Source organism: Nonomuraea sp. NPDC003707, assembly GCF_053587055.1.
This window is the reverse complement of the sequence record NZ_JBSFNK010000026.1, coordinates 1-19,594: the sequence shown is the minus strand read 5'-3', so window position 1 is coordinate 19,594 and position 19,594 is coordinate 1. Positions and strand designations below refer to the sequence as shown.

Genomic DNA, 19,594 nt, shown 5'->3' with positions numbered 1-19,594 from the left:
GAAAACAGGCTACCTGATCTCCCTCTTGCGATAGGTGCTGCCCAAAAATCCGTATTCGGTACGGATGCCGCCCCCGGCCGTCCTCATTAGCCTCGGCGATCGTTCCGCGTGATCAGCGGGCGATGTACAGAGGGGCGACGATGGACCTGTCCGAACCTACGCGTGGCCGCCGCTTACTCGTAGCGGCGACCGCGCTGATCGCGGTGGCCTGGCCGGGAGCGGCCGCGGCCGAGACCGCGCCCGAAGAGCAGAAGACCTACATCGTGCAGATGGCGGCGGACCCCGTCGCCACGTACGAGGGCGACGTGGCCGGGCTGTCCACCACCAAACCCGCGCAGGGCGAGAAGATCGACCCGGGCTCGGCCGACGTGACCAAGTACGTGGACCACCTGCGCGGCCGGCACGACGCCGCGCTCAAGAAGGTCGGCGGCGGCAGGAAGCTCTACGAGTACGTGTACTCGTACGGCGGCTTCGCGGCCAAGCTGACCGGCTCGCAGGCCAGGGAGCTGCGGGCGATGCCCGACGTCGTGGCCGTGACCGAGGACAGGAAGGTGACGGTCCAGACGTCCTCGACGCCGCACTTCCTGGGCCTCGACGCCCGCGGCGGCCTCTGGGACCAGCTCGGCGGCCCCACCGGCGGCCGGCACGGCAAGGGCGCCGGCGACGGCCTGGTCATCGGCGTGATCGACACCGGTGTCACACCGTCCAGCAAGAGCTTCGCCAACCCCGACGGCAGCGGCAAGCCGTACAAGCCGATCCGCGGCTTCCGCGGCGCGTGCCCGCAAACGAGCCCGGCGGTGTGCAACGGCAAGGTGGTCGCGGCTCGGCACTTCGACGCGGCCTGGGGCGGTGACGCCGCCGTGCAGGAACTGCTGCCGTGGGAGTTCACCTCGCCGGTCGACTACAACGGGCACGGCACGCACACGGCCTCGACGGCGGCCGGCAACCACGCCGTGCCCGCGACCGGGCCGGCGGCGGCGTTCGGCGCGATCAGCGGCATGGCGCCGCGCGCGCGGGTGGCCGTCTACAAGGCGCTCTGGTCGGCGCAGGACTCCTCGACGGCCAACGGCTACTACTCCGACCTCGTCGCCGCCATCGACCAGGCGGTCGCGGACGGCGTGGACGTCATCAACTACTCGGTCTCGGGCACGAGCACGGACTTCCTCGACCCGGCGGAGATGGCGTTCCTGGCGGCCGCGCAGGCCGGCATCTTCGTCTCCGCCTCCGCCGGCAACGACGGCCCCGCCGCCTCCACCGTCAACCACCCCTCCCCGTGGGTGACCACGGTCGCGGCGGGCACACACAACCGCGGCACGCAGGGGTCGGCGACGCTCGGGAACGGCACGACGTACGGCGGGGCCTCGCTGGCGGCGACCAAGGCCGGCCCGGCGCCGCTCGTCGACTCCACGGCCGTGGGACTGCCCGGCGCCGACCCCACCATGGTGGCCCAGTGCTACGCGGCCAGGAACAACGACGGCAAACCGGTGCTCGACCCGGCCAAGGTGAAGGGCAAGATCGTCATCTGCGACCGCGGCGTGACGCCGCGCGTCGACAAGAGCCTGGCCGTGGCCGAGGCGGGCGGCGTCGGCACGGTACTCGTGAACGTCGACGAGAACTCCCTCAACGCCGACTTCCACTCCATCCCCACCGTGCACCTCGCGGTGAAGGACCGGCAGGCGGTCAAGGACTATGCCGCCACGAGCGGCGCGACGGCCACGATCGACCAGGCGAAGATCAGCGACGACGTCCCGGCGCCGTACCTGGCCGCCTTCTCCTCCCGGGGCCCGCTCAGCGCGGGCGGCGGTGACCTGCTCAAGCCGGACCTGACCGCTCCCGGGCAGGACATCCTGGCCGCTACGGCGCCGCCGGGCAACAACGGGGCCGAGTTCGGGCTGTCCAGCGGGACGTCGATGTCCGCCCCGCACGTCGCCGGGCTCGCCGCGCTGCTGAAGGACCTGCACCCGGACTGGTCGCCGATGGCCGTCAAGTCGGCCCTGATGACCAGCGGCACCGACGTCCTGGACGGGCCCGGCACCGACCCGAAGGTGATCTTCGGTCAGGGCGCCGGCCACGTCGCCCCGAACAGCGCCGCCGACCCCGGGCTCGTCTACGACAGCGGGGTGAAGGACTGGACGGCGTTCCTCTGCGGGACGACCACGGGCATCGACCGGAAGGTGTGCGACGCGCTGAAGAAGCGGGGGTACTCGCTGGACCCCAGTGACTTCAACGGCCCGTCGATCTCGGTCGGCCGGCTGCCCGGCACGCAGACCGTGACGCGCTCGGTGACCAACGTCGGCCGCTCGACCGCCACGTACACGGCCTCCGCCTCCGGTCTGGCCGGGATCACGGCCAAGGTGACGCCGAGCCGGCTCACGGTGCGGCCGGGGCAGACGAAGTCGTTCACGGTGACGTTCACGCGGACCACGGCCCCGATGAACGCCTACACGGGCGGGCAGCTCACGTGGAAGGACGGGCGGCACAGCGTACGCGTGCCCGTCCTCGTACGGCCGGTGCCCGAGACCTGGTCGGCCACGTACGGGGCCGCGGGCGGCGCCGACTCCGCCGAGTTCATCGCGCTCGACCCCAAGGGCAAGCAGGTGTACGTGACGGGCGCCAGCTTCGGAACGTCCCCCGGCGCGCTCAGCCCGAGCATCGCCACCGTCGCCTACGACGCGGCCACCGGCGCGCAGCTGTGGAGCAAGAGCTACAAGGGCCCCGCGGGGACGTACGACGAGCCGGCGGCGATCGTGATGAGCCCCGACGGGAGCAAGCTCTTCGTCACCGGCATCAGCGCGGGCACCGACACCGGCAACGACGCCGTCACCATCGCGTACGACACCGCCTCGGGCGCGGAGCTCTGGGTCGCCCGGCACACCGGGCCGGGCAACCTGTCGGACTTCGCCAACGCGGTCGCGGTCAGCCCCGACGGGAAGAGCGTCTACGCCACCGGCATGAGCACGCTGGCCGAGGGCGGCAAGGACGACTACTTCATCGTCGCGTACAACGCCGACAACGGGGAGCGCACCTGGCTGCAGCACTATGACGGGCCCGGGGGCGGCACCGACGACGCCCGGGAGATCGAGGTGACCCCGGACGGGTCCAAGCTCTTCGTCACCGGCCAGAGCCAGGGCGTCTCCGGCACGGGCTTCTCCGACTGGGGCACCGTGGCGTTCAACACGGCCACCGGCGAACAGCTCTGGGCCGCCCGGCACAACGGCCCCGCGAACGGGATGGACATCCCCTCCGGCATGGCCGTCGACGACAGGTCCGTCTACGTCACCGGGTCCAGCGAGGGCCGGGGCACGCAGACCGACCTCGCCACGGTCGCCTACGACGTCGCCACCGGCAAGGAGCTCTGGACGGACCGCTACGACGGGCCGGCGCACGGCAGCGACACCCCGCACGCCGTCGCCCTCGCCGCCGGCAGGCTGTACGTGACCGGCAACACGGAGGGAGAGGGCACGCGGTCCGACTTCACCACGGTCGCCTACGACCCGGGCACGGGTCAGCGGGCGTGGGTGCAGCGCCGCGACGGGCAGGGGAAGGGCGAGGACTACGCCTGGGACGTCGCCGCCACCCCGGACGGCTCCAGGGTCGTCATCACCGGTGAGAGCTCCGACTCCGAGGATGGTGTCGGCGGGAGTGACTACGTGACGGTCGCGTACGACTCGGCCACGGGGCAGGAGGTGTGGACGGGGCGCTACGACGGGGCGGCGGGGGCGCAGGACCGCTCGCACGCGCTGGCGGTGGACGCGGCGGCCGGCATCCGCATCTTCGTCACCGGGGCCACGGCCACGGCTGGGAGCGCGGACTCGATGGATATCGACTTCGGCACGGTGGCCTACTTCAACCCCTGGAAGTAACCCTGACCCACGGAGGGGGCCTTCACCCCGAAGGCCCCCTCCCAAGGATCCCGTCCACCCCGATGTACGGCGGGATGTGGACGCCGGGCGACGTTTCGGGAGCGGTGGCAGCGGGTAAGGCCGTCGGTGATTTCTGAGCTACCTGGTCTTCAGGAGCCACAGATGCCCCGTGTCACGCTCACGCCGGCCGCCCGTGAAGCACTGCGCGACGACGAAGTGGTGTTCTTCGACTGGCACGTGACCGGCCTCTGCTGCGCCGACGCGGGTGAGTTCTCGGTCCGGCCGTTATCCCGCTCCCGGCTCCCACGGCGAGCGCGCCGGCTCGGCGACGAGGACGAGAAGGTCTACGCCCATCCGACCGCCTGGGTGCATCTCGCCGAACTCCCCGTCACGATCGACTGCCGCCCGCTGTGGCGCTGGCGGCGTTTCACGACCGATCTGCCGCCGGACGCCGGACTGCGCTGCTGCCTGGGGCGACCTCTGTATGGCCCTTCACATATGGGAGGTAACCGGTGAAGTTACGTTCCATCATCATCTGGACGGCGGTCGCGCTCGCCGGGGCCGTGGGGTGGGCCGTGCTGGCCCTGTCCAGAGGGGAGAACGTCAACGCGGTCTGGCTGCTGGCCGCCGCACTCGGTTCGTACGCCATCGCCTACCGGTTCTATGCCCGTTTCATCGTCCGCAGGGTGCTGGGCGCGGACGACCGCAGGGCCACCCCGGCCGAGCGGCTCGACAACGGCATCGACTACCAGCCGACCGACCGCCGGATCCTGTTCGGCCACCACTTCGCCGCCATCGCCGGGGCGGGGCCGCTGGTGGGACCCGTGCTGGCGGCCCAGATGGGCTACCTCCCCGGCACCATCTGGATCGTCGCGGGAGTGATCTTCGCGGGGGCCGTGCAGGACATGGTGATCCTGTTCTTCTCCATGCGGCGCAACGGCCGCAGCCTCGGCCAGATGGCCCGCGAGGAGATCGGGCCGATCGGCGGGGTGGCGGCGCTCGTCGCGGTCTTCGCCATCATGATCATCCTGCTCGCCGTGCTGGCCCTGGTCGTGGTCAACGCCCTGGCCAAGTCGCCGTGGGGCGTCTTCTCCATCGCCATGACCATCCCGATCGCCCTGTTCATGGGCTTCTACCTGCGGGTGCTCAGGCCGGGCAGGGTCGTCGAGACCACCGTGATCGGGGTCGCGCTGCTGCTGCTGTCGATCGTGGCCGGCGGCTGGGTGCAGGAGTCGAGCTGGGCGCCGTTCTTCACGCTGAGCCCGTCCGCGCTGGCGCTGTGGCTCATCGCGTACGGGTTCGTCGCCGCGGTGTTGCCCGTCTGGATGCTGCTCGCGCCGCGCGACTACCTCTCGACCTTCATGAAGATCGGCACCATCGTGCTGATCGCGATCGGGATCGCCGTCACGATGCCCACGCTGCGGACGCCGGCGTTCACGGACTTCGCGTTCAGCGGCAAGGGCCCGGTGTTCGCCGGGTCGCTGTTCCCGTTCGTGTTCATCATCATCGCGTGCGGCGCGCTGTCGGGGTTCCACTCGCTGATCTCGTCCGGCACGACGCCCAAGATGATCCAGAAGGAGACCCAGGTCCGGATGATCGGGTACGGCTCCATGCTGATGGAGTCGTTCGTGGCCGTCATGGCCATCACCGCGGCCTGCGTGCTGACCCCCGGTCTCTACTTCGCGATGAACTCCCCGGCCGGCGTCGTCGGGGCCACCGTGCAGAGCGCCTCGCAGGCGGTCACCGACATGGGCTTCGTGATCACGCCGGAGCAGTTGCAGGCCGCGGCGGCAGCCGTACAGGAGCAGACCCTGATCGCCCGGACGGGCGGCGCGCCCACGCTGGCGGTGGGGATCTCGCAGATCTTCTCCGGGTTCATCGGCGGGGCGGGGCTGCAGGCGTTCTGGTACCACTTCGCGATCATGTTCGAGGCGCTGTTCATCCTCACGACGGTCGACGCGGGCACCCGGGTGGGGCGGTTCATGCTGCAGGACACGCTGGGCAACCTGTGGAAGCCGATCTCCAGGGTGAGCTGGTGGCCGGGGCTGGTGGCGGCCAGCGCCGTCGTCGTGGCGGCCTGGGGATACTTCCTGTACGTGGGCGTCAACGACCCGCTGGGCGGCATCAACCAGCTGTTCCCGCTCTTCGGCATCGCCAACCAGCTGCTCGCCGCGGTGGCGCTCACGGTCGCCACGACGTTGCTGATCAAGAGCGGCCGGCTGAAGTGGGCCTGGGTGACGGGGGTGCCGTTGGCCTGGGACGTGGCCGTCACGCTGACGGCCAGCTACCAGAAGGTGTTCTCCTCCGACCCCACGCTCGGCTTCTTCGCCCAGCGCGACCGTTACCAGACGGCGCTGGACCAGGGGAAGCTGCTCGCGCCGGCCAAGACCCGGGACGCGATGGAGCAGGTCGTGCTCAACTCCACCGTGGACGGGATCCTGGCGGCGCTGTTCGCGGTCCTGATCATCATCGTGATCCTCGACGCGCTGCGCGTGTGGGTGAAGGCGGTCAGGTCGCGTGAGCCGCTGCCGACCACGGAGGCGCCGTTCGAGGAGTCGAAGATCCTCGCGCCCGCCGGGTTGATCCCCACCCGCGAGGAGCGGGAGACGATGGCCAAGGCGGCCCCCTAGAACGCGTTGATGACGCGGCTCAGCGTGGTGTTCAGCTCGGCGAGGCCGTCCTCGCCGAGCAGGGCCGCGAGGCGTCGTTCGACGTCGTCGATCGCGGTGTAGCCGACCCTCAGCGCCTCGTCGCCGCGCTCGGTGAACTCGATGAGCTTGGCACGGCGGTCGGCCGGGTCGGGCACCCGGCGCAGGTAGCCCAGCTCCTCCAAGTCGTCGACCAGCGCCCCCATCGCCTGCGGGGTCATCTGCGCCTTCTCCGCGAGCCTGCTCAGCCGGATGCCGTCGTGCTCCATGTGGAAGAACACCGCCGAGTGCGCGGGCCGGATGCGGGCGTCGTACGACCTGCCGACGTCGAGCACGACGTCCTGCAGGCGCAGGTACGCCTCGTAAAGCAGGGCTATGACGTGCGGTGGATGTGTGGCGGCCAAACCCCTTCTCCAATCGCTCAGGAAGCCTTATATTAAGGCCACCTTAGCAATGGGAGGGTGCGATGAACCAGGAAGAGATCTGGGCCGCCCTCGAGATCGAGCGGCGCGGCGTGGCCGACCTGCTCGGCTCGCTGCCCGCCGACGACTGGGAGCGGCCGTCGCTCTGCGAGGGCTGGCGGGTCCGCGACGTGGCCGCCCACCTCGCGCTCGCCACCAACGTGAACGTCCCGCGGGCGCTGGTGGACTTCGTCCGGGCCCGTGGGAGCTTCGATCGTTTCGTCCGCGACACGGCGGTACGTCACGCCAGGCTGCCGGTCGGCGAGCTCGTCGCTCAGGTGCGCGAGTCGGCCACCTCGCACCGCCGGGCGCCGACGACCAAGCCGCTCGACCCGCTCTTCGACGTGCTGGTCCACGCGCAGGACATCGCCGTGCCGCTCGGCCTCGACCGGGCCATGCCGCTGGAGGCGGCCCGCGCCTGCGCCGTGCACATCTGGGAGCGCGGCTTCCCCTTCCATCCGCAGCGCCGCCTGCGCGGGCTGCGGCTCGTGGCCACGGACGTGGACTGGTCGGTGGGCGAAGGGGACGTGGTCGAGGGGCCCGTACAGGCGTTGCTCCTGCTGATCAGCGGGCGGCCGGCCGCGCTGCCCAGCCTGCGAGGAGCTACAGGCGCAGCTCTGGCGGGAATCCGGTCCACCTGAGCTCGGGCGGCAGGTGCGCCATGTCGTTGAAGAAGAGCACGGAGGACGGGCGGTCCGACGCATATCGGATGACCGTCAGGGCGGCGTTGCAGTGGTTGAGGCCGAGCCAGCGCCAGCCGGGGGCGTCCAGGGCGGCGCGGACGAGCCAGCCGATCAGGAAGTTGTGCGTCACGACCAGCTCGTGCCGCGTCTCCTCCACCGGACCGGTGAACAGCTCCTCGGCCTGGCGGACGAGGCGCGCGCCGCCGTCCGCCGGGAAGTTGGCGAGGAAGCCGAGCAACCGGTCCGCGTGCTCCGGGGGCAGCTCTTCCTTCACCGGCACGTACGGGAGGTAGTCCCCGGCCGCCTCCGAGACGCGCACGGGCACACCGGTAAGGTGCTCGGCGATCAGGCGCGCGGTCTGGGCGGCCCTCGGGAGCGGGCCGTGGTGGACGGCGGAGAGGGGGACGTCCTTCAGCCGCTCGCCGAGCAGCGCGGCCTGGCGGCGGCCGTTCGCGGTCAGGCCGGTCTCGTCCGGCGTGGCCTCGCCGTGGCGGGTGAGGTAGAGGTAGCGAGTCATCGGGCTCCAGTTGTTGACCTCGGACACACGTCATGGGCATCGTAGGGCGGGTGGCCGGCGATGAGACACGTGACGGGGTGGCGCTCACCAACCTCGACCAGCCCCTGTTCGACGGGGCCGGCGCGACCAAGCGCGACCTGGTCGACTACCTCGACGCGGTCGGCGACCGGATCATCCCGGCCCTGCGCGACCGGGCGCTCTCGGTCATCCGCGTGCGGCCGGGGCAGGAGCCGTTCATGCAGAAGAACCTGCCCAAGTACGCCCCCGAATGGGTGCAGTCGGTCTCCGTGTGGGCCGAGGCGTCGCGCAGGCAGGTGACGTACGCGCTGTGCAACGACCGCAGGACGCTGCTCTGGTTCGCCAACCAGCGGGCGGTGGAGTACCACCCCGGGCTGTTCGTGCGCTCCCATCCCACCCACATGATCCTCGACCTCGACCCGCCCGACGGCAGCGACGCCTTCGAGCTGGCCGTGCGCGGGGCCTTCCTGGTGCGCCAGGCCCTGGACGACGCCGGGCTGGCGGGCGCGGTGAAGACCAGCGGGGCGAAGGGCGTGCACGTGTTCGTGCCTGTGGCCGAGGGGACGGGCGTGGAGGACCTGGCCGCGGCCACGCGCGCGCTGGCGGCCCGGGCCGAGCGGGTGGACCCGGCGCTGGCCACCACGGCGTTCATCCGCGAGGACCGCGCGGGCAAGGTGTTCATCGACTCGACCCGGGCGGGCGGGGCCACGGTGGCGGCCGCCTACAGCCCTCGCGTACGCCCCGGCACGCCCGTGTCGTTCCCCGTGGCGTGGGAGTCGCTCGATCAGGTGGTGCCCGCCGACTTCACCGTGCACACGGCGGCCGGGCTGCTCAAGGACGCGGACCCGTGGGCCGAGTCCATGCCCGAGCCGCAGCGGCTGCCCGCCGACCTGGTCGAGGAGGGGCACACGATCCCGGTCGCCCGCGTACAGGCGATGCACGAGGGCAAGCGGCGCGCCCGCGCCCGCCGCGCCGAGTGACCCTCGGCGCGCCCGTGCCCGCCGGGCCGAGTGAACCAACCGGATATGTCCGGATATTGACGCACTAGTGGGCCTTCTCAGTGATCCTCCGCCGGGTTACGTTCACGTGGCGGCTCGGGGGAATCATCGAATTCGTCCACCAGGGGAACCCTTATGCGTCGAATCGCCATCGCACTGATCACCGCACTGGCCCTACCACTGGCTCTGACCACCCCGGCCAACGCCGGCGGCCTTGACGACCTCTTCGCCAAGTTGCTCGTCAAGCAGGTGAAGGGCCCGAACGCCAAGAAGCACCTCGACGCCCTGCAGGCGATCGCCGACGCCAACGGCGGCACCCGCGCCGCGGGCACCCCCGGCTACAACGCCTCCCGCGACTATGTGGCGGGCAAACTGCGCAAGGCCGGATACAAGGTCACGCTCCAGCCGATCAACTTCGTCGAGAGCTGGACCGAGAACTCCCCGCCCACGCTCAACCTCACCGCGCCGGGCTCGAAGACGTACGTGCCTAACGACGACTTCTTCTCCTTCGAGCCCTCCCCCGCCGGTGACGTGACCGCGCAGGTCCAGGCCGTTGACCTGACCCTGCCGCCGACCCCGACGCCCACCTCGACCAGCGGCTGCGAAGCGTCCGACTTCGCCGGGTTCGTGGCCGGGCGGATCGCGCTCATCCAGCGCGGCACGTGCGCCTTCGCCCTGAAGATCCGCAACGCGGGCCGCGCCGGGGCGTCCGGGATCATCGTGTTCAACGAGGGCCAGCCGGGCCGGACCGACGCCTTCCCGCTCGACATCGGCGAGTGGCGGGCCGGGGTCCCGATGGTCTTCGCCGACTTCGCGGTCGGCAACGAGCTGGCGGCCACGGCCGGGGCGACCGTACGGCTCAAGGTCGACTCCACCCTCGTGCTGGGCACCAACGACAACGTGATCGCCGAGTCCCGCTTCGGCGACCCGCGCAACGTGGTGATGGTCGGCGCCCACCTCGACAGCGTGCCCGCCGGTCCCGGCATCAACGACAACGGCTCGGGCTCCGCCTCCATCCTGGAGGTCGCCGAGGAGATGGCGCTCTACCCGGTCAAGAACAAGGTCCGCTTCGGCTTCTGGGCGGGTGAGGAGATCGGGCTGCTCGGGTCCGACCAGTACGTCGCGTCGCTGTCGGAGACGCAGCGCGACCGGATCCGGGTCTACCTGAACTTCGACATGGTAGCCTCGCCCAACTACGCGTACAAGCTGTATGACGGGGACAACTCCGACAACGAAGGCTCCCCGGCCGGGCCGCCCGGATCCGACCGGATCGAGAAGCAGCTCGAGGCCTTCTACGGCTCGCGCAACCTGCCCACCGTCGGCACCGACTTCGACGGGCGCTCCGACTACGGCCCGTTCATCGACGTCGGCATCCCGGCGGGCGGGATCTTCACGGGCGCCGAGGGCATCAAGACGCCCGAGGAGGCGGCGAAGTTCGGTGGCACGGCGGGGGTCGCGTACGACGCCTGCTACCACCAGGCGTGCGACACGACCGCCAACATCAACGACACCGCGCTGGACGTGGACCTGGACGCGATCGCGGACTCCGTCGCCCGCTTCGCCTTCAACCTGCGCTCCATCCCGCCGCGAACCGCCCCCGCGGCGGCGCCCCTGGCCTCTAAGACGGCCGCCTGACGGCTCCACACCGGGTGGGCAGCACCCCTGCCCACCCGGGCACCACCTAGGCACCACGGCACTTCGGCACCACCGCACCATCGAACCTTCGCACCACGGCACCACGGCACCACCGGTTCCAACGAGCACCATCTCGGGATCTTCCACCCTCGACCCTCGGATGGAGGCGCCGCAATGCGATCGATCATCGTCGCGGCAACAGCGTTATCCCTGGCCATCACCGCCCTGACGGCCGTGCCGGCGCAGGCCGCAGCAGCCCCGAACATCTCCCTCACCAACGTCAAGGCCCACCTCACCCAGCTCCAGTCCATCGCCACCGCCAACGGCGGCAACCGCGCACACGGCCGCCCGGGCTACCTGGCCTCCGCGAACTACGTACGCGGCCAGCTGGACGCCGCAGGCTTCACCACCACGCTCCAGTCGTTCACCTACAACGGCGCCACCGGCTACAACGTCATCGCCGACTGGCCCGGCGGGGACCCCAACGACATCCTCATGGTCGGCGCGCACCTCGACAGCGTCACCGCGGGTCCCGGCATCAACGACAACGGCTCGGGCAGCGCGTCCATCCTGGAGACCGCGCTCGAAGTGTCGCGCCAGGCGCTCCAGCCGGCCAAGCACCTGCGCTTCGCCTGGTGGGGCGCGGAGGAGCTGGGGCTGCGCGGGTCGCAGTTCTACGTGAACAACCTGCCGGCCGCGGACCGGGCGCGGATCAAGGGGTACCTGAACTTCGACATGGTCGGCTCCCCGAACCCCGGATACTTCGTGTACGACGGCGACAACTCGGACGGCACCGGCTCCGGTCCCGGCCCGGCCGGATCCGCGGAGCTGGAGAAGGTCATCCAGGACTACTTCACGTCGATCGGCGTGCCGACCCGGGGCACCGACTTCGACGGCCGCTCCGACTACGGCCCGTTCATCGCGGTCGGCATCCCGGCGGGCGGCACGTTCACGGGCGCGGAGGGCATCAAGAGCTCGGCCCAGGCCACGCTGTGGGGCGGCACCGCCGGTCAGGCGTTCGACGTCTGCTACCACCGCTCGTGCGACACCACTTCCAACATCAACGACACCGCGCTCGACCGGAACGCCGACGCGATCGCGTACTCGGTGTGGACGATCGCCACCGCCGTACCACCCGCCGTGGTCTGGCAGGACACGTTCGAGACGGCCAACGGCTGGACGGTCAACCCGTCGAGCGCCGACACCGCCACCACCGGCCAGTGGGAGCGCGGCGACCCCGAGGACACCAACTCCAGCGGCGCCAAGCAGCTCGGCACCACGGTCAGCGGCACGAACGACCTGGTCACTGGCCGCCTGGCAGGCTCGGCCGCCGGTGACTTCGACATCGACGGCGGCATCACCTCGATCCAGTCGCCCCCGATCACGCTCCCGTCCACGGGTCCGCTGAACCTGTCGTTCTCGTGGTACCTGGCGCACGGCTCGAACGCCTCCAGCGCCGACTACTTCCGGGTCCGCGTGGTCGGCACCACCACCACGACGGTCCTGAACCAGGCGGGCGCCGCGTCCAACCGCAACGGCGCCTGGACCACGGCCACGGCCGGCCTGAACGCGTTCGCGGGCCAGACCGTCCGCATCCTCATCGACGCCGCCGACGCCTCGGGCGCCTCCCTGGTGGAGGCCGGCGTGGACGACGTCAAGATCACCCGCTAACCGCGCGGAGGGCCGGGCCCGTTACGGCCCGGCCCTTTGCTCCCTCGCGGGCCGGGCTCCACGGCCCGGCCCGCGACGCCCCCGAATCAGGCGGCCTCGGCGGTCCGGTCAGTACGCAACGCCCCCGGATCAGGCGCGCTCAGCGGTCCTGTCAGTACGCAACGCCGCCACGACCTTCTCCGGCTCATCCGCGAAGAACCGGATCGACGTGGCCTCCCCCCGGCGGCCGAACGGGCGCACGAAGGCGACCGGCTCGGTCAGCTCCACCGTCATGTTCGTCTGCGAGGAGACCGCCACGCCGAGCCGCCCGTCCTTGACGGTGACCATGCCGCTCTCGTTGTAGTTGCGACTCGTGCGCACGGCGGCGATCCGCTCGACCGGCACGCGCACGTCGAAGTACACGCCGAACCGGATGCGCAGCTCACCAGAGGTGATGACATGCGGCCTGGTGGCGCAGGCGGCGGCCAGCATGACCCCGAACAGCAGCCCGTACACGTCGGCGATCAGCACCGCGAACCGCAGCCACGCCGGCACGTCGAGCGCGACCAGCAGCAGATCGACCACCACGGTCTCGACCGCCATCGCGAACAGCATCAGCGACAGCATGAACGTCTGCGCCTTCGTGTACGTCACGACGGTCGCCCCCGCCGGCACGCCATCACGACGCCGGACGATCCACTGCCCGATGGCCAGCAGGCCTTTCAGCTCGAACACCACGATCCGCAGCGCGGCTCTGACCATCGGTCCCCTCACTTTCGGCTCTCTGGGCCCGGTCGATCCCGATTAGACACGTTGACGTCGCGTCAAGGTCAACCCGATGGGATTCCGGCTCTCCCGACTGCTCAGTCCCCGGCACGCGAGGACGACTACCGGGAGGGCTGCGCCGGGGTCGTGGCGGCGGGTTCGTCGGCGGACTTCGTAGTGTTCATCTCTGGCCTGGTGGGCCGCATCGCGGCGGCTGCCAGTGTGCCCAGGAGGAGGATCGCGATCAGGGGGATCAGCGTCTCCTTGGCTGCCTGGGTGAGCCCGTTCTGCATCGACTGTTCGGCGAGTTGCCGGCCCTGGCGGGCCAGATGTGCGGGCAGCGCCTGCACGCCCTGGCCGTCGATCTGGCCGGTCTCGGCGGCCTGGCGCATGCCTTTGCGGAAGATCTCCTGGTAGAGGGCCGGCAGGTGTGCGGCTGCCGTGTTCGTTTCGCGGGCCAGGGACAGGGCGATGCGGGCTTGCAGCAGGACGCCGATGGTGGCACTGCCCAGAACCGAGCCCAGCTGGCGGGCGGTGAAGAAGATGCCGGAGGCGGTGCCGCGCAGGCCGGGCGGTACGGACCCCATCGCGACGTTGTTGACGGGGACGAGGACGAGGCCCATGCCGAGGCCGCAGAGCAGCAGGCCGGGGACGAGGTGCCAGGGCGGGAGTTCTGCGTCGGCCTGGAGCGCGAGGGCGCCCAGGCCGCCCGCCATGCCGAACAGGCCGGACATGATGAGGTACTTGCCGCCCACTCGGTCCGACAGACGGCCGATGAACGGGCCCATCACGCCGGAGATCAACGCCATCGGCGCAGTCAGGAGACCGGCCTGCGTGGGTGAGAGGCCCAGCGCGGACTGCAGGTAGATGACCAGCGGCAGGAACATGCCGGTCATGGCGAAGCCGATGATCGCGGTGCTCAGGGAGCCGGCGGAGAAGTTGCGATCGGTGAAGACCCGCAAGGGGACCAGCGGCTCGTCGCGGTTGACGCGCTGCCAGATCACGAAGGCGGCCAGCAGCACCACGCCCGCGGCGATGACCTCGAACACGGTGATCGGGCCGAGGAGCTCGCCCCAGTCGTACGTCTCTCCGTTCTGCACGCCGAACACGATCAGGAACAGGCCGGTGCCCGACAGCAGGATGCCCGGCACGTCGAGGCGCCGCGCGTGGCCCAGCCGCAGGTCCGGCAGCACCGACAGGCTCAGGGCCAGGGCCGGGACACCGACCAGAACGTTGACGTAGAAGATCCACTGCCAGCCCAGGGTGTCGATGAGGACACCGCCGAGCAGCGGGCCGGTGACTGTGGCGAGACCGGAGACGCCGCCCAGGACACCCATGGCGCGGCCGCGATCGCCGGCCGGGAACAGGTGGGTGATGAGGGCGAGGGTCTGCGGGGTCAGCAGGGCGGCGCCCATCCCCTGCGCGGCGCGGGCGGCGATCAGCGGCTCGACGCTGCTGGACAGGCCGGCGCACAAGGCGGCGCCGGTGAAGACCGTCAGGCCCGCCACGAACATCCGCTGGGGCCCGTAGCGGTCGCCGAGCCAGCTGGTGAACAGCATGGGCACGGCGTAGGTGAGCAGATAGACGCTGTTCACCCAGACCACCGCGTTGAGTCCGGTATTCAGGCCGCGCACCATGGCCGGCAGCGCCACGGACACGATCGAGATGTCCACCACGATCATGAACAGCCCGAGAGAGAGGGCCGCCAGTGCGGCCCAGGCTCCGGTGGAGGGGACCGGATGCCCGCTCATCGATGTGGTTGATACGTCCGTCAATGCTCAGCCGACCTCATGGTGATGGATGGGTCCTGTCCCACGCGGCCCGGCCGTCGCCAAGCGGCCGGGCCGCGCGGATCAAGGGGCCGGCCCTGGCCCTGGTGGAGGGGGCCGGCGTTCAGCTCGTCAGTAGCGGACCGCCCCGTAGTCGATCTCCTCTGCGGGGTAGGTCGCGGCGCGGCGGCCGAGCCCGCGCATGCGTCGCCTCATCTCGTCGGCGGGGAGGCGGTGCATATTGCCGTGACCTGGCAGTACCCACTCGAAGGTCAGCTCCTCGGCTCCGCGGGCGACCGACTCGGCAAGCGTCTTGATCGAGTCGTAGACCACGCTGTGGGCGACCTCCAGGGTCTGCTGGGAGTTCGACCAGAAGAACGCGTCGCCGGTGAAGCAGTACTTCTCGTCGGCGATGAAGAGTGTGCTGCCCGCGGTGTGCCCGGGGAAGGGGTGGGCGACGACTCCTGGCCCGATCTCGACCGGTTCCGTGCCGCGGATGACCTGGTCGGCGGAGGGCAGGGAGTGCAGGTCTCCCTCGTGGATCCACAGCCGGGCGCCGAAGGCGTCGGCGTACTTGCGCGCGTGGGCGACGTGGTCGAGGTGGGTGATCAGCACGTCGGTGATCTTGCCGACCTTCTCCTCGTAGCGGCGGGCGAGCGCGGGCCGCCAGCGCGGGGTGTCGATCATCATCGCGCTGCCGCCGGGGCGGCGCAGGAGGTAGGAGGTGGCGCCGTACGTCTGTGGGGAGGAATGTCCACAGAGGTAGACGACGCCGTCCTGATCCAGGGGCTTGGGGTAGGGGTCGGAGTCGGCGTCCCACTCATCGGCCGGCGGGTGGATGGAGCGGGTCGGGCAGGCGTGCGCGGCCATGTACAGCTTCTCCACGTCGGCCTCGGTCTCCGGTTGGCGGATGACGGTCGACAGGCCGCCGTACTCGCCGCCCTCCTTGTAGGCGATCATGCCGGGGGCGACCTGACGGGCGATGTTGCAGTTGAGGCAGCGCTCATCGACGTGCCAGCCGTCGTAGCGAGCCTCCGCCGCCGGGCTTTCGTGCGCTGCTTGAGTCGTGCTCATGACTCCACTTCCTCCAGCTTGTGCTGCTGGTCGTCGTGTTGCGGTGGGTGTTGGAGAAGGTCTCGATGCACCGCCGGGCGTCGACGGTGGCTTGCGGGTGCGGGCCTATGCCGGTCCCGCGGAACAACGGGCAGGCGGCGGGGGCGTGCGCGAAGCGGCGGTCACAGATCGAGGACCAGCCGAGGGCTGCGAGAGCGGGAGACGCAGATCATCATGATCTCGTTGGACTCCCGTTCTTCCGCGCTGAGCACGGAGTCACGATGGTCGGGCTCCCCTTCCAGCACCTCGGTCTCGCAGGTGCCGCAGATGCCCTCGGCGCAGGAGGAGAGCGCAGTGACGCCGGCCTCGCGGACGGCTTCCAGCACGCTGCGGTCCGGTGGTACGCGGACGATCACCCCGGACCGGTCGAGCACCACCTCGAAGGTGTTCTCCGACGCCGTCTCCCTCTTCCTGGCCTGGAACCGCTCCACTTGGAGCGCCCCGGACGGCCAGGCACCGCACCATTCCTCGACCGCCGCGAGCAGCGGCTCGGGGCCGCAGCAGTAGACCAAGGTGTCGGCATCGGGCTCGCCGAGGAAGCCGTCCAGGTCGAGCAGGCCATGCTGGTCCTGCGGGCGGACGGTCACCGCGTCGCCATAGGCGGCCAGTTCGTCCAGGAACGCCATCGAGGAGCGGGTCCGGCCGCCGTACAACAGCCGCCAGTCCGCGCCGGCGGCCTGGGCCGCGAGCAGCATCGGCAGCAACGGCGTGATCCCGATGCCGCCCGCCACGAACCTGTAGCGCCGGGCCGGCCGAAGGGCGAAGTTGTTGCGGGGTCCCCGTACCCGCACCTGTGCGCCCGGGTGAAGCCTGCCGTGGACGTGGGCGGACCCTCCGCGGCCGTCCGGTACGCGCAACACGCCGATCCGCCACGCCGTGCGGTCGCCGGGGGCACCGCACAAGGAGTAGCTGCGGACCAGGCCGTCGTCGAGCAGCAGGTCGACGTGGGCACCGGGCTCCCACTCCGGCAGCGGGGCGCCGCCGGGGTGACGAAGCGTCAGGACGGCTACGCCGTCGGCGGCGTCGGCCCGTTCCGCGACAACGAGCCCGCTCTCGAACTCGCGAGTGGAGGAGTTGCTCACGCTGGTTTCCCGCTTTCACAGGAGACGGAGCGACGCCCACGCCGCCGAAGCAAGGCTTCCGACGCATGAGCTGACGCTGGGGACGAGTCAGTTCATGGATCGCGCGACGGAAGGCAGAGCAACGGACGACGATTTCCGGGGCCAACTCTACCGGACGTACGGGACCAGCGTTATCTGATCGTTATGTCCGTTTCCGACGGCGGCCAGCGCCGGCGCGGCTGTGACACAACCATGACGCGGCGCGAACGAGGCGGGGACGCGGCCGGCCGACAGTGGACGGGGTTGACCGGCGGGCGAGTCACGGAGCGTGCTGCGAAGCGATCCGGCCGCCCGCATCGGGACGACGCCGTACGGCCCGGGTGGCCCCGGCACCACGGCGTCGCCCTCATCAAGCAGGGCGAGGCGAACCGTCCGGAGCCGCTGGGACAGCACGTTACGACCAAGGCGATCAAGAAAAAGGAGAAGGCGTGGCAAATGACGGGAAATGGGACCGGCGTTCGCTGTTTCAGGGCGCCGCTGTGCTGGCCGGTGCCGCCGCGGCCGCGCCGCTGATGGGCGAGGCAGCCACGGCGCTGGCCGACAGCGGTGACGCCGACGCGCTGTTCAAGGCCGGGAAGTTCGAGCAGGCCGGCCGGGCGTACGAGGAGATCCTCAAGACAGACCCTGCGAACCTGCACGCGGCCCGCCGGCGCGGCTATGTCGGGCTGCTGTCCAACCGGTTCGCCGATGCCGAGAAATACCTCAAGATGGCCCTCCAGTTGGCGCCCGACGACAAGGAAACCAACGGGCTCCTGGGCGACTGCTACATCCGGCAGGACAAGTTCGGCCTGTCCGCACCGCACTGGAAAGCGGCCGGTGAGGACGGCTACGCCAAGTGGTTCGCGGCGGTCAGTGGTGAGGCGTACCAGGTCCACGGCGACATCGCGCGGCTGGAAATCAAGCAGATGGACCCGATTCCGCTGGTAGAGGCCTCGGTCAACGGCGGACCGACGAAGCGCTTCACGTTCTACACCGGCGCCCCGAATCTGAGCATGCGGGCGTCGGTAGCAAAGGAGGCCGGGCTGAGTCCCGTTGCCAGTCAGAAGATCGAGTACGAGAACGGCATCATATGGGCGTACTACGGGATACTGGACTCCTTCAAGCTGGGTGGCATCGAACTGCGCAACGTCCCGGTGGGCTGGTCGTCGACGGAGTCGGGCGAGGATGTCGGAACCGACAGCGACGGCCTGATCGGCACGTGGGTCTTCTACCACTTGCTGACCACCTTCGACTATGCGGGCCGGCAACTGATCCTGCGCCGCCGCACCCCCGAAACGGCCAGGAAGGCACGCGCCGCCGCCAAATCGGCGGGCGCACAGCCCCTTCCCATATGGCTGGCCCGTGAGCAATACCTGCACAGCACGGGCAGCTTCGCCGGCACCGCCGGCTCCCGCACAGGGGTGGTGGGCGTCAACTTCGGCGGAACCAGCGAGATCGTGGCGGGCTTGCGGGGAAGAACGGCCGCGCAGTTGGGAGTCCGCAGCGACTACGACCGCGAGATCGGGACTTTTGGCAGCAGCCACCCGGCCGTCGTCTACCCCTGTTACCCGAAGGAGATCCGCCTTGGCAACGCCGTCGCCAAGGAGGTCTACTGCTACACGAACCCCAACCAGCCGGCCAACGTGCCCTGGCCCTATGGGACAGGGTTCGACTCGATGGGCTGGTTTTCCCACTGCTTCTGGAAGCCCTATAACATCACCGTCGATTTCACCGGCATGAACCTCTACATCGCCCGCGGCAAGGCCACCTGATCAGGAGCTACGTGGAGCTGCCGGCTCCTACGGGCGACGGGGCAAGGGCGAACCGGACGCCTTCACCCCCTCGCCCGGTGTCGTACCAGGAAGCGTCCCGGGCGCGGCCGGAGCCCAGGGAGTCGCGTCCCAGGTGTCGCGGGCGGGAATGCCGGTGAGAAGTGGCAGCACTCCCCGCTGGGGGACTCCAGGCTGAGTGAGCTCGCGAGCCAGGTAGTCGTGAGCCGCGGCCGAAGGATTCGAGCGATCTCGTCGACGGTCTCGGCCATGGCAGCGGTGCCGAGGGGGCGTCCATGCCGTTCTTGAACTCCGGCGCGAGATCGAGCAGCCGGGCGGGATCGCGTCGCGGGTGGGGAACATGGGTCCGACCAGTGTATTTCGACTCCCATCATAGTTTGACAACCATCGACATTCGGGGTTGTCTAAGGAGCCGACAACGGTCACACCCGGGAAGGAAGTTGACGAGACATGCCCAAGGCAGTGCGGTTCGATGAGTTCGGCGGCCCGGAGGTGCTCCAGGTGCGCGAGGTCGAAGTCGGCGATCCCGGACCCGGCGAGCTGCGGATCCGCGTCGACGCGATCGGCCTGAACCGGGCCGAGAT

The 19,594-nt window shown here is 70.2% G+C and carries 14 protein-coding genes; 8 read left to right on the top strand and 6 right to left on the bottom strand.

Going from position 1 to position 19,594, the window contains the following annotated elements:
- The first annotated feature begins 140 nt into the window (after positions 1-140).
- The 3 genes from ACWDRB_RS45255 to ACWDRB_RS45245 all read left to right on the top strand — a co-directional run bounded on the left by ACWDRB_RS45255 (position 141) and on the right by ACWDRB_RS45245 (position 6,493).
- The gene (locus ACWDRB_RS45255) at positions 141-3,863 is read left to right on the top strand and encodes a S8 family serine peptidase (protein ID WP_449904893.1); all 3,723 of its coding nucleotides are present in this window, start codon (positions 141-143) and stop codon (positions 3,861-3,863) included.
- Between the two features lie 162 nt (positions 3,864-4,025).
- Positions 4,026-4,379, top strand: coding sequence for a hypothetical protein (locus ACWDRB_RS45250; protein ID WP_355204211.1), 354 nt, complete (start codon positions 4,026-4,028; stop codon positions 4,377-4,379).
- Positions 4,376-6,493, top strand: a complete 2,118-nt coding sequence (locus tag ACWDRB_RS45245) for a carbon starvation CstA family protein (RefSeq protein ID WP_449904891.1) — start codon at positions 4,376-4,378, stop codon at positions 6,491-6,493. The genes ACWDRB_RS45250 and ACWDRB_RS45245 overlap by 4 nt, the downstream gene beginning before the upstream one ends.
- Here ACWDRB_RS45245 and ACWDRB_RS45240 read toward each other — a convergent pair.
- Entirely contained in the window at positions 6,490-6,915 is a 426-nt protein-coding gene (locus ACWDRB_RS45240) for a MarR family winged helix-turn-helix transcriptional regulator (protein ID WP_449904889.1), read from the bottom strand. The two genes, ACWDRB_RS45245 and ACWDRB_RS45240, sit on opposite strands and share 4 nt — an antisense overlap.
- Positions 6,916-6,977: 62 nt before the next feature.
- On the opposite strand from ACWDRB_RS45240, the gene ACWDRB_RS45235 reads away from it, so the two are divergent.
- Positions 6,978-7,613, top strand: coding sequence for a maleylpyruvate isomerase family mycothiol-dependent enzyme (locus ACWDRB_RS45235; protein WP_364258989.1), 636 nt, complete (start codon positions 6,978-6,980; stop codon positions 7,611-7,613).
- Here ACWDRB_RS45235 and ACWDRB_RS45230 read toward each other — a convergent pair.
- Positions 7,576-8,172 carry a histidine phosphatase family protein gene (locus ACWDRB_RS45230; RefSeq protein WP_449904886.1) on the bottom strand — a complete coding sequence of 199 codons (597 nt, stop codon included), beginning with the start codon at positions 8,170-8,172 and terminating at the stop codon, positions 7,576-7,578. The genes ACWDRB_RS45235 and ACWDRB_RS45230 overlap by 38 nt on opposite strands.
- A gap of 50 nt (positions 8,173-8,222) precedes the next feature.
- On the opposite strand from ACWDRB_RS45230, the gene ACWDRB_RS45225 reads away from it, so the two are divergent.
- The 3 genes from ACWDRB_RS45225 to ACWDRB_RS45215 all read left to right on the top strand — a co-directional run bounded on the left by ACWDRB_RS45225 (position 8,223) and on the right by ACWDRB_RS45215 (position 12,494).
- A complete protein-coding gene (locus ACWDRB_RS45225) occupies positions 8,223-9,170 on the top strand; it encodes a DNA polymerase domain-containing protein (protein WP_449904884.1) in 948 nt (315 codons plus the stop codon).
- 153 nt (positions 9,171-9,323) lie between these two features.
- Positions 9,324-10,823 (top strand): M28 family metallopeptidase, encoded by a 1,500-nt coding sequence (locus ACWDRB_RS45220; RefSeq protein WP_449904882.1) that lies wholly within the window; start codon positions 9,324-9,326, stop codon positions 10,821-10,823.
- 174 nt (positions 10,824-10,997) lie between these two features.
- Positions 10,998-12,494, top strand: a complete 1,497-nt coding sequence (locus ACWDRB_RS45215; RefSeq protein ID WP_449904880.1) for a M28 family metallopeptidase — start codon at positions 10,998-11,000, stop codon at positions 12,492-12,494.
- Positions 12,495-12,623: 129 nt separating this feature from the next.
- On the opposite strand, the gene ACWDRB_RS45210 is transcribed toward ACWDRB_RS45215, so the two are convergent.
- The 4 genes from ACWDRB_RS45210 to ACWDRB_RS45195 all read right to left on the bottom strand — a co-directional run bounded on the left by ACWDRB_RS45210 (position 12,624) and on the right by ACWDRB_RS45195 (position 17,202).
- Complete coding sequence (locus ACWDRB_RS45210) at positions 12,624-13,235, bottom strand: hypothetical protein (protein WP_449904878.1); 612 nt, start codon at positions 13,233-13,235, stop codon at positions 12,624-12,626.
- A gap of 125 nt (positions 13,236-13,360) precedes the next feature.
- Positions 13,361-14,989, bottom strand: a complete 1,629-nt coding sequence (locus tag ACWDRB_RS45205; RefSeq protein ID WP_449904876.1) for a DHA2 family efflux MFS transporter permease subunit — start codon at positions 14,987-14,989, stop codon at positions 13,361-13,363.
- Positions 14,990-15,139: 150 nt separating this feature from the next.
- Positions 15,140-16,081 carry an MBL fold metallo-hydrolase gene (locus ACWDRB_RS45200; RefSeq protein WP_449904874.1) on the bottom strand — a complete coding sequence of 314 codons (942 nt, stop codon included), beginning with the start codon at positions 16,079-16,081 and terminating at the stop codon, positions 15,140-15,142.
- Positions 16,082-16,242: 161 nt separating this feature from the next.
- Positions 16,243-17,202 (bottom strand): PDR/VanB family oxidoreductase, encoded by a 960-nt coding sequence (locus tag ACWDRB_RS45195; protein WP_449904872.1) that lies wholly within the window; start codon positions 17,200-17,202, stop codon positions 16,243-16,245.
- A gap of 467 nt (positions 17,203-17,669) precedes the next feature.
- Here ACWDRB_RS45195 and ACWDRB_RS45190 point away from each other — a divergent pair, with 467 nt between their 5' ends.
- Positions 17,670-18,992: an aspartyl protease family protein gene (locus ACWDRB_RS45190; RefSeq protein WP_449904870.1), complete on the top strand. Its 1,323-nt coding sequence runs from the start codon at positions 17,670-17,672 to the stop codon at positions 18,990-18,992.
- The last annotated feature ends 602 nt before the right edge of the window (positions 18,993-19,594 follow it).